9 protein-coding genes are annotated in these 9519 nt (G+C 63.4%); 6 read left to right on the forward strand and 3 right to left on the reverse strand.

Annotation, left to right across the window (positions count from 1 at the left end; all coding sequences use genetic code 11):
* Window positions 1–67 precede the first annotated feature (67 nt).
* Window positions 68–1837, reverse strand: a complete 1770-nt coding sequence (locus JQ624_RS31415) for an acyl-CoA dehydrogenase family protein (RefSeq protein ID WP_409334395.1) — start codon at window positions 1835–1837, stop codon at window positions 68–70.
* A 103-nt stretch (window positions 1838–1940) separates the two neighbouring features.
* Here JQ624_RS31415 and JQ624_RS31420 point away from each other — a divergent pair, with 103 nt between their 5' ends.
* The 3 genes from JQ624_RS31420 to JQ624_RS31430 all read left to right on the forward strand — a co-directional run bounded on the left by JQ624_RS31420 (window position 1941) and on the right by JQ624_RS31430 (window position 4622).
* Window positions 1941–2939: a glutathione S-transferase family protein gene (locus JQ624_RS31420; protein WP_212422783.1), complete on the forward strand. Its 999-nt coding sequence runs from the start codon at window positions 1941–1943 to the stop codon at window positions 2937–2939.
* A gap of 33 nt (window positions 2940–2972) precedes the next feature.
* The gene (locus tag JQ624_RS31425) at window positions 2973–3674 is read left to right on the forward strand and encodes an SDR family NAD(P)-dependent oxidoreductase (RefSeq protein WP_212422784.1); all 702 of its coding nucleotides are present in this window, start codon (window positions 2973–2975) and stop codon (window positions 3672–3674) included.
* 117 nt (window positions 3675–3791) lie between these two features.
* Entirely contained in the window at window positions 3792–4622 is an 831-nt protein-coding gene (locus tag JQ624_RS31430; RefSeq protein ID WP_212422785.1) for an enoyl-CoA hydratase, read from the forward strand.
* A gap of 43 nt (window positions 4623–4665) precedes the next feature.
* Here JQ624_RS31430 and JQ624_RS31435 read toward each other — a convergent pair whose 3' ends face one another.
* Together JQ624_RS31435 and JQ624_RS31440 are read right to left on the reverse strand one after the other, a co-directional pair.
* Window positions 4666–5286, reverse strand: coding sequence for a GNAT family N-acetyltransferase (locus tag JQ624_RS31435; RefSeq protein WP_212422786.1), 621 nt, complete (start codon window positions 5284–5286; stop codon window positions 4666–4668).
* A gap of 68 nt (window positions 5287–5354) precedes the next feature.
* Window positions 5355–5558, reverse strand: coding sequence for a DUF1127 domain-containing protein (locus JQ624_RS31440; RefSeq protein WP_212422787.1), 204 nt, complete (start codon window positions 5556–5558; stop codon window positions 5355–5357).
* Between the two features lie 114 nt (window positions 5559–5672).
* On the opposite strand from JQ624_RS31440, the gene JQ624_RS31445 reads away from it, so the two are divergent.
* The 3 genes from JQ624_RS31445 (at window position 5673) to tcuB (ending at window position 9302) form a co-directional block, all read left to right on the forward strand.
* Window positions 5673–6572 carry a transcriptional regulator GcvA gene (locus JQ624_RS31445; protein ID WP_212422788.1) on the forward strand — a complete coding sequence of 300 codons (900 nt, stop codon included), beginning with the start codon at window positions 5673–5675 and terminating at the stop codon, window positions 6570–6572.
* A gap of 195 nt (window positions 6573–6767) precedes the next feature.
* Window positions 6768–8159 carry an FAD-dependent tricarballylate dehydrogenase TcuA gene (gene tcuA, locus JQ624_RS31450; protein WP_283816984.1) on the forward strand — a complete coding sequence of 464 codons (1392 nt, stop codon included), beginning with the start codon at window positions 6768–6770 and terminating at the stop codon, window positions 8157–8159.
* Between the two features lie 27 nt (window positions 8160–8186).
* On the forward strand, window positions 8187–9302 hold the full coding sequence (gene tcuB / locus JQ624_RS31455; protein WP_212422790.1) for a tricarballylate utilization 4Fe-4S protein TcuB: 1116 nt from the start codon (window positions 8187–8189) through the stop codon (window positions 9300–9302).
* Window positions 9303–9519 lie beyond the last annotated feature (217 nt).

The raw sequence follows: 9519 nt of genomic DNA on the forward strand, positions 1-9519 counted from the left end.
CTTCGTTTTTCGTTTCAGTTTTTATCGTTGTAGCACGGCCCCAAATGCGCTCGGGCGATACCCGAGCCTAGGCCACCTTCAGCAATTCGCCAACCTCGGCCATCCCGACGCTATGCTCGCCAAGCAAATGGTCCGTGATCTTGCGTTGAGTGGCTGTTTCCGCCAGCTGGAACGGGTCGCCCGGCGAGACGCGATGGTCGATCACCATGCGCGACAGCAACAACCGCCGGGCATCGCCACGCATCTCGTGGATGCGCCCGCCCTCCCAGGCCAGCGCGACGGCGCTGGCGACATGATAGAGCAAACTGGTGGCCCGCCGCGCATCGCCCTCATTGTCGCTCCGGCTGGCCACGTCGCGCGCGAAGCCGACGGCGCGGTCGCTCAGTTCGCGCAAACGGTTGCGCCAGGCCTGCGGCACATTAACGCTGTCGTCGAGGCGGGCGTGCAGGTCCGCCGCCAGCGCGGCATCGGCGCCGTGACGGCCGACCGCGCGCGTCAGCGCATCGATCGCGACGATGTTGCCGGTACCTTCCCAGATCGAGCCGAGATGGGCGTCGCGCAGCAGCCTGCTGGTTGCAAACTCCTCGATGTAGCCGATCCCGCCGCGCATCTCCAACGCATCGCCGCAGACTTTTCGCGCATCACGCGTCGCGCGGAATTTCAGCGTCGGCGTCAGGATCCGCAGCAGCGCCGCCGCATCCTGGCTGCCGGCTTCGGCACGATCGAGCGCGTCCGCGGTGAGAAAACTCATCGACAGCGCCTGCTCGGTCGGCAGCATGATCTTCATCAATTGCCGCCGCGCCAGCGGCAGGTCGATGATGCGGCTGCCGAACACCACGCGGTTTCGCGCCACCGTCATCGCATCATGGTGCGCGCGCCGCATCAGCGCGGTCGACTTGACGCCGTTGGAGAGCCGCGACGAGTTCACCATCTCGGCCATCTGCACAAAACCGCGATCGAGCTTGCCGACGGCATACGCGATCGCGCCCTCGAACTTGATTTCGCCCGAGGCCATCGAGCGGGTGCCGAGCTTGTCCTTCAGGCGCACGATCCGGTAGTGGTTCTGCGAGCCGTCGTCGAGATACCGCGGCATCAGGAACAGTCCGACGCCGCGCGTGCCCGGCCCTGCCCCTTCCGGGCGCGCCAGCAGCATCACCACCTTGGCGTCGGCATTGGAGCAGAACCACTTTTCGCCATAGAGCCGCCAGTGGTCGCCTTCCTGCACGGCTCGCGTCGTCAGCGTGCCGACGTCGGAGCCGCCTTCCTTCTCGGTCATGAACTGGCCGCCCTGGGTCAGCTTGCTCATGTCGGTCTGGGTCAGGCCGTCGAGATATTTCGCCTTCAGCGCCTCGCTGCCGAAATTATTGAGCAGCTTGGCGCAGCCGTCCGTGACGTTGATCGGACAGCCCATGCCGAACTCGGTCTGATTGAACAGGAACGTGAAGGCGTGCTTGGCGACGACAGGGTATTTGTCCGGCCAGCCCATGATGCCCTTGCGGATCGACAGCGCGTGAATGCCGAACTCGCCGAACGCGGCTTTCTCCAGTTCGCGATAGGCCGGATGATATTCGATGTATTGCGTATCACGCCCGAACTTGTCGCGCTGGTGCAGCACCGGCGTATGGCGATCGGCGAGCCGCGCGCATTCGTCGAGATAGCCGCCGGCCAGTTCGCCGAGGCGATCGAGATGCGGCTCGATATGGCGGAACAGCGCATCGGGCAGATGCAGCCGCAGCAGATCGGTCAGCGCCGGATCGGCCCGGTAGAAATTCATCCCTGTCGTGTCAGGCGCGAGCAATCCCGGCTGATTGGCCGAAGCTGTTGCGCGATCATGCATGCGTGGCTGCATTTTTAGCCCTTGTTCGTTCCGCCCGATATTGATCATCTACCGATAACGCAGGCGGTCGCGCCGTCAACAAGCATAATTGGAGGACCACCCCATGGCGGACGGATATCGCATCATCGGTGCCGAGATGTCGCCCTACTCGGTCAAGGTCCGCTCCTATTTCCGGTACAAGGGAATTCCGCATCAGTGGGTTTTGCGGAATGCGGCGAGCCAGGCGGAATTCGAGAAATACGGCAGGATGCCCATCATCCCGCTGGTGGTGACCCCTGACGATGCTGGCATCCAGGATTCCACGCCGATTATCGATCAGCTTGAGAAGCTTCACCCCGAGCCGTCGATTCACCCGGTCGAAACCGCAACAAACTTCATATCCACGCTGATCGAGGAGTTCGGCGACGAATGGGGCAACAAATGGATGTTCCACTATCGCTGGGCCCGCGAGATCGACCAGCGCTGCTCTGCCGGACGCATCGCACGCATGCGCGCGCCCAAGGCAAGCGAAGAGGAGCATGCCGCACTTACCGAGCAGGTCCGCGTCCGCATGGTGGAGCGGGTCTGGTTTGTCGGCTCGAATGAGCTGACCGCGTCGCAGATCGAAACCGGCTTCGAGGACATGCTGGGCATGCTCAATGATCATCTCTCGACACGTCCCTATCTGTTCGGCGCCAGGCCGGCGTTCGGCGACTTCGGCCTCTGGGGGCAGCTTTACGAACTGTGGACCGATCCGACCGCCGGAGCCATAATCGAAGGCAGCTCCCCGCATGTACTCGACTGGATCCAACGCATGCTCTGGCCGCGGGCTGAAGGCGTGTTCGAGTCTTGGAAGGCCCTGGCGCCGACGATGATGCCGATCCTGACCAGGCAGGTCGGACGGCAATTCTGGACCTGGACACTTGCCAACGAGAAGGCGCTGGCGGAGACCAAGGATGAATTCAGCGTCACGCTTGGCGACAAGGTCTGGATACAGAAGCCGCAAAAATATCACGCCCGTTCGCTCGACATGCTGCGCGCGAAGTATGCAGCCATCGCCGACAAGCGGGATCTCGACATGATCCTGGCCGCGGCGGGTTGCCTTGCGGGATTGCGCGCCTAGATACCAGGTCCCGGCCTTCTCTGGAGAACGCTCATGGAAATTCCCAGCTACAAGATTGCCCTGATCGTCGGCGCGGGTGAAGGATTGAGCGCATCGCTGGCACGGCTGTTCGCCCGCGAAGGCATCAAGGTTGCCCTCGCCGCCCGCAAGATCGAGAAGCTTGGCGCGCTCTGCACCGAGACCGGCGCCCGCGCCTTTGCCTGCAATGCGACCGAAGCCGAGGAGGTTGAACGTCTCTTTGGCCTGGTCGAGCGCGAGATGGGTACGCCCGATATCGTCGTCTACAACGCCAGCGGACGGGCGCGCGGCGCTTTTACCGACCTGGTGCCGGCGGATGTCGCGCAGGCGATCGCGGTTTCGGGTTTCGGCGGCTTCCTGGTGGCGCAGCAGGCGGCGCTCCGTATGCTGCCGAACAAGCACGGTGCCATCCTGTTCACCGGCGCTTCCGCCAGCGTGAAGGGCTATCCACAATCCGCGCCGTTTGCCATGGGCAAATTCGCGCTGCGCGGGCTTGCCCAGAGCATGGCGCGCGAGTTGTCGCCGCAGGGCATCCATGTCGCTCATTTCGTCATCGACGGCGGCATCCGCAGCGCGGCGCGTAGCGAGCCCCCCGACAGGCCGGACTCGATGCTCGATCCCGACGCCATCGCATTGAGCTACTGGAGCGTGCTGCAGCAGCCGCGCAGCGCCTGGACCTGGGAAGTCGAATTGCGGCCGTGGGTGGAGAAGTTTTGACAATGCCGTCATTGCGAGCGAAGCGAAGCAATCCATAGCGCCGCACAAAGGAAAAATGGATTGCTTCGTCGCTTTCGCTCCTCGCAATGACGAGAACAAACAACGACTGGGGGAACCATGACCACCGAAACCAAAATCGACACCGGCACCGACGAACTGCTGTGCGTGATCCGCGACCGCGTCGCCATCATCACGCTGAACCGCCCCGAGGTCCGCAACGCGATGTCGGACACGCTGACGCCGGCGTTGCGCAGCATGATCAAGACCTGCGGCGAGAACCCCGATGTCGGTGTGCTGCTGCTCACCGGCGCCGGCACCGCGTTCTGCGCCGGCGGCAACGTCAAGGGTATGGGCGCGCACCGCGACAAGAAGAAGCTCGAAATGTCCTACGACGAGAAGGTCGCCGACCTGCAGGAGCGGCAGCGCCTGCTGACCGGCGCGCTGGCCTCGGTGCGCAAGCCGACGATTGCGGCGCTGCCCGGCCCCGCGGTCGGCGCGGGGCTGGCGCTTGCGATGGCCTGCGACATCCGCATCGCGGCGCAATCGGCGTTCGTTTCCACCGGCTATCTCCGCGTGGCGCTTTCCGGCGACTATGGCATCGCCTGGCTGCTGACGCGGCTGGTCGGCACGTCGCGGGCGCGCGAACTGATGTTCACCGCAGAGAAGGTCGATGCGGCCAGATGCGAGGCGATCGGCCTCGTCAACCGCGTGGTGCCGGATGACAGATTGCAGGCCGAAGCTTTTGCGCTGGCCAAATCGATGGCCGAAGGGCCGACGCTGGCGCTGCGCTACATGAAGGACAATCTCGACGAAGCGCTGCAATTCGATTTCGCAACCGCACGCGACCATGAGGCCGAACGTCTGGTCCGCCTGACCACGACCGCGGATCACAAGGAGGCGGTTCAGGCCTTCATCGACAAGCGCAAGCCGGTATTTTCGGGCCATTGAGAAAATAGCCCGGTTCTGATGCGGCCAGAACCGGGCTCAGTTGTCAAACCGCAAGCGAGGACATTGCGCTGGGAGAGACGGCGGCAAGCCGCCAACTGGCGCATGGGATTTCCTGCGGTTCGACATGAATCGGCTTCTGGAAGCGCGTCAGCTTCCAGTCGCCGGGGGTGGCGGTAAAGGCGTAGCCGGCCTTGCGGGCGAGCGCGATCATCGCGTCATTGGAGCGCAGCGTGTCGCCGAACAGACGGCTGGCACCGAATGAAGCCGCACGGCATTCGAGATTCTTCAACAGCGCCTTGCCGATGCCGTGGCCCTGCCAGCGATCGTCGATCGACAGGCCGAATTCGATCGCGGCGGTATCGCTGTCGAAGGCATAGCGCGCTTCGCCGACGATGGTCTCGCGGCCGTCAACCAGCATGGTCGCGATCACGCTGAATCGATCCGCTTCGCCGATATGGATGAAATCCTCAAGCAGCGACGGCGGCAGCTCGCTGGCCGCGCCGAGGAAACGGTTGTAGCGGGAGCGCGTCGTCAGCGAGCGGAAATAGTTCTGCAACGCCTCGGCATCGCGCGGCTCGACGAAGCGCACGGTCACCAGTTCGCCGTTCCGCGCGCGCAGCACGTCCGAATATTGCCTGAGATCGTCGAGACGCATCGTAGTCATGGGTCGCTCCCGCGGAGCTAAAAACGGCTGGCGTCCCCGTGATCGGGCGGCGCCAGCCTGGCTGCTATTCAAGCCCGCCAGAACGGCTTTTCGGCCTCGTAAGCGATATCGCTCCAGGAGATCCCGATGTCGTGGAGTTCCCGCTCGGACCAGCTGGCCAGCTCGCGGCGCGACTGGTAGCGCTGCCGCCAGACATGGAGGATGCCAGCCAGCTGGGTCAAAATCCCGGGTTCATGATGATTTATCATCGATTCATGCGTATAAGTGGACATTTTCGGCTCCTGTAGTACTCTGTTGGGGCCAATATCTGCCTTATCAGAGCCTTCCACAAACGACACTTTGTACCGTTTCGGATGATATAAACTCATGTATCTGGGGATCGCGGAATGACCGCCAGGCTGCCGTCGCTGAATGGATTGCGCGCCTTCGAGGCCGCGGCCCGGCATTTGAGTTTTACGCAGGCCGCCTCCGAGCTGAATGTCACGCAGACCGCGATCAGCCACCAGATCAAGCGGCTGGAGGAAGAACTCGGCGTTCGCCTGTTCATCCGCCAGAACCGTTCGCTGACGCTGACGCAGCAGGCGCAGGAATATCTCCCCGGCATCCGCGCCGCCTTCAACGACCTCAGGCTTGCGACCGATCGCCTGCTGCGCAAGGACGACGACCATGTGCTGACGGTCTCGACGCTGGCGTCGCTCGCCGCCAAATGGCTGTTGCCGCGGTTGACTGCATTTCAGGAAGCCCATCCCGGCATCGACGTGCGCATCACCACCTCGACCAGCCTGGTCGACTTCCAGCGCGACAATGTCGACGCCGGAATCCGCTACGGCCGTGGCCAGTGGCCGGGCGTCCGCGCCGACTGGCTGATGGCGGACGAGTTGTTCCCGGTCTGCAGCCCCGCGCTGCTCAAGGGTAACAAGCCGCTGAAATGCCCCGAGGACCTCAGGGATCACGTGCTGCTGCACACCAGCAACGCCAACAGCGACGACTGGCGGCTGTGGCTGACGGTGGCCGGACTGCCGGCCGATTTTTCGAAACAGCCCGGCGTCACCTTCGACATGATCTTCATGACCGTGCAGGCCGCGATCGACGGCCTCGGCGTGGCGATGGGCCGCACCGCCTATGTGCAGGAAGACATCGCCAAGGGCCGGCTGGTCGTTCCCTTCAACATCGCATTTCCGATCGACGCCGGGTTTTATCTGGTTTCGCCCGCGGGAAGAACCGACTCGCCCAAACTCGCAGCCTTCCGGCAATGGCTGCTCGCCTCGGTGCAGAGCAAGCCCTGACCTCGCAGATATTTCGTATAGCGAGTTGCATGCGACATCGTCGCATACGGCCGCACTGATCGACAAAGTTCGAGCACGAGACGCGTGACGCGGCCGCTTCATCAGGCTAGAAAATCGCCGGGGCGGATGGATTTGCCTGGCCGAGCGCCGGTTTGATTTCCAGGCCAACAACGACAACAAGAGCGCATGGCCGATCTGACCAAGAAATTCGATGTGCTGGTGATCGGCGGCGGCAACGCCGCTTTGTGCGCCGCCATCAGCGCCCGGCGGGCGGGCGCCTCCGTGCTGGTGCTCGAAGGCGCGCCAAAATTCTACCGCGGCGGCAATACCCGCCACACCCGCAACATGCGCTGTGCGCACGATGCGGCGACCGAGATTCTCACCGGCCCCTACACCGAGGAAGAGTTCTGGGACGATCTGTTGCGCCTGACCGGCGGGCAGACCGACGAGGAACTGGCAAAATTCATGATCAAGGAGTCCAAGGACATCCTGAACTGGATCGTCGAACAGGGCGTGCGCTGGCAGCCCTCGCTCGGCGGCACGCTGAGCCTCGGCCGCACCAATTCGTTCTTCCTCGGCGGCGGACGGGCGATGCTGAACGCGCTCTATCTCACCGCTGAAAAGCTCGGCGTCGAGATCGTCTACGACGCGGAAGTGACCGACCTCGAGATTGAAGACGGCATGTTTCTTTCCGCGAAGCTGAAGCAGCCGATCGATGGCGCGAGCAAAATCCGCGCTTCGGCGCTGGTGGCGGCAGCCGGCGGATTTGAAGCCAACATCGAATGGCTCAAGGAATATTGGGGCGAGGCTGCGGATAATTTCCTGATCCGCGGCACGCCCTATAACCGCGGCTCGATCCTCAAAATGCTGCTCGACAAGGGCGTGCAGGACATCGGCGATCCCACCCAATGCCATGCGGTTGCGATCGACGCCCGCGCGCCGAAATTCGACGGCGGCATCATCACCCGGCATGACTCGGTGGTGTTCGGCATCGTCGTCAACAAGCACGCCCAGCGCTTCTATGACGAGGGCGAAGACATCTGGCCGAAGCGCTACGCGATCTGGGGCCGGCTGGTGGCCGCGCAGCCCGACCAGATCGCCTACATCATTTTCGATTCCACTGTGGTGACCAGCTTCATGCCGACGCTGTTTCCGCCGATCGCGGGCGCCACCATCGCCGAGCTCGCCGGCAAGCTCGGACTGGAACCGGCGGCGCTGGAGAAAACCATCACCGAATTCAACGCCGCGGTGCAGCCCGGCACCTTCGATCACACCATCCTCGACGACTGCCGCACCGAAGGCATCACGCCGCCGAAGACGCATTGGGCGCGCAGGATCGAGACGCCGCCTTACCTCGCCTATCCGGTGCGGCCCGGCATCACCTTCACCTATCTCGGCACCCGCGTGAACAAGCAGTCGCGCATGGTGATGAAGGACGGCAAGCCTTCCGCCAACATGTTCGCGGCCGGCGAGATCATGGCCGGTAACGTACTCGGCAAGGGCTACGCCGCCGGCATCGGCATGACCATCGGCAGCGTGTTCGGACGGGTGGCGGGACGCGAAGCGGCGAAAAATGCGAGGAATTAGCGGGTCGGGACGGGAAGCGGCATAGAGATGCACGGAACCAAAATCCTGGACGAAGCCGACCGCCTGATGACGGTCTGCAATTCCTGCCGCTATTGCGAGGGGCTCTGCGCGGTGTTTCCGGCGATGGAAATGCGTCGCGCGTTTTCCGATGGCGACCTCAACTACCTCGCCAATCTCTGCCATTCCTGCGGCGCCTGCTACACCGACTGCCAGTTCTCGCCGCCGCATGAATTCAACGTCAATGTGCCGAAGACGCTTGCCATCGCACGCGCCGAATCCTACGCGGCCTATGCCTGGCCCCGCGCCTTCGCTGGCGCATTCGCGCGCAACGGGCTCGTCATCAGCCTCATTGCCGCGCTCAGCGTCGCCGCGTTCATCTTCGGCTTTGCCGCGCTGAACGACCGGCAGGTGTTGCTCGGCGTCCATACCGGGCCGGGCGCATTTTACAAGCTGATGCCGCATAACGCGATGGCGGCGTTGTTCGGCGCGGCCTTCCTCTATGCGATCGTGGCGCTCGTGATGGGTGTGCGCGCGTTCTGGCGTGATATCGGCGAGCCCGTCGGCATGAAGACCGATTTCGGTGCGCTGCTGCAGGCGATCCGCGATGCAGGCGAGCTGCGCTATCTCGACGGCGGCGGCGTCGGCTGCTTCAACGAGGACGACCGCCCGACCGACCGCCGCAGGCTGTATCACCATTTCACCTTCTACGGTTTTGCGCTGTGCTTCGCCTCCACCTGCGTGGCGACGCTCTATCACTATCTCTTGGCGCGCGAGGCGCCGTATGCGTGGTGGGATCTGCCCGTGGTGCTTGGCACGCTCGGCGGCATCGGGCTGCTGATCGGACCGGTCGGTCTGCTCACTGAGCGGTGGAAGCGCGATCCCGTGCTGGTCGATGAAGCCCGCTACGGCATGGATATCGCGTTCATCGTCATGCTGTTTCTCACCAACCTGACCGGCATGGCTCTGCTGATCCTGCGCGAGACGGCGGCGATGGGCCCGCTGCTGGCGCTGCATCTCGGTGTGGTGTTTTCGCTGTTCGTCACCATGCCCTATGGCAAGTTCGTGCACGGCATCTATCGTTTCGCCGCGCTGGTGCGCTATGCGATAGAGCGGAAGGCGATGGGGCATGGGACAGCGGAGTAAGGCCGGCGGCCTCTCCACCTCATTGCGAGCGAAGCTTGTCGCCCGGATGAGCGCGGCGATATCCGGGGCGGTGTTGGAGTGGTCCCGGATGTCGCTGCGCTCATCCGGGCTTGTATGGGGTTGTGGTTGTCAAGGGGAATGATTGATCAGGGCATGTGTTGCTCCTGGTTGTTGTCGTGGAGCGCGCTGCGCTCGCAGTGGCTGTTTCGTTCCGATG

Source organism: Bradyrhizobium sp. AUGA SZCCT0283 (genome assembly GCF_018130385.1).
In the GTDB taxonomy this organism is placed as follows: Bacteria; Pseudomonadota; Alphaproteobacteria; order Rhizobiales; family Xanthobacteraceae; genus Bradyrhizobium.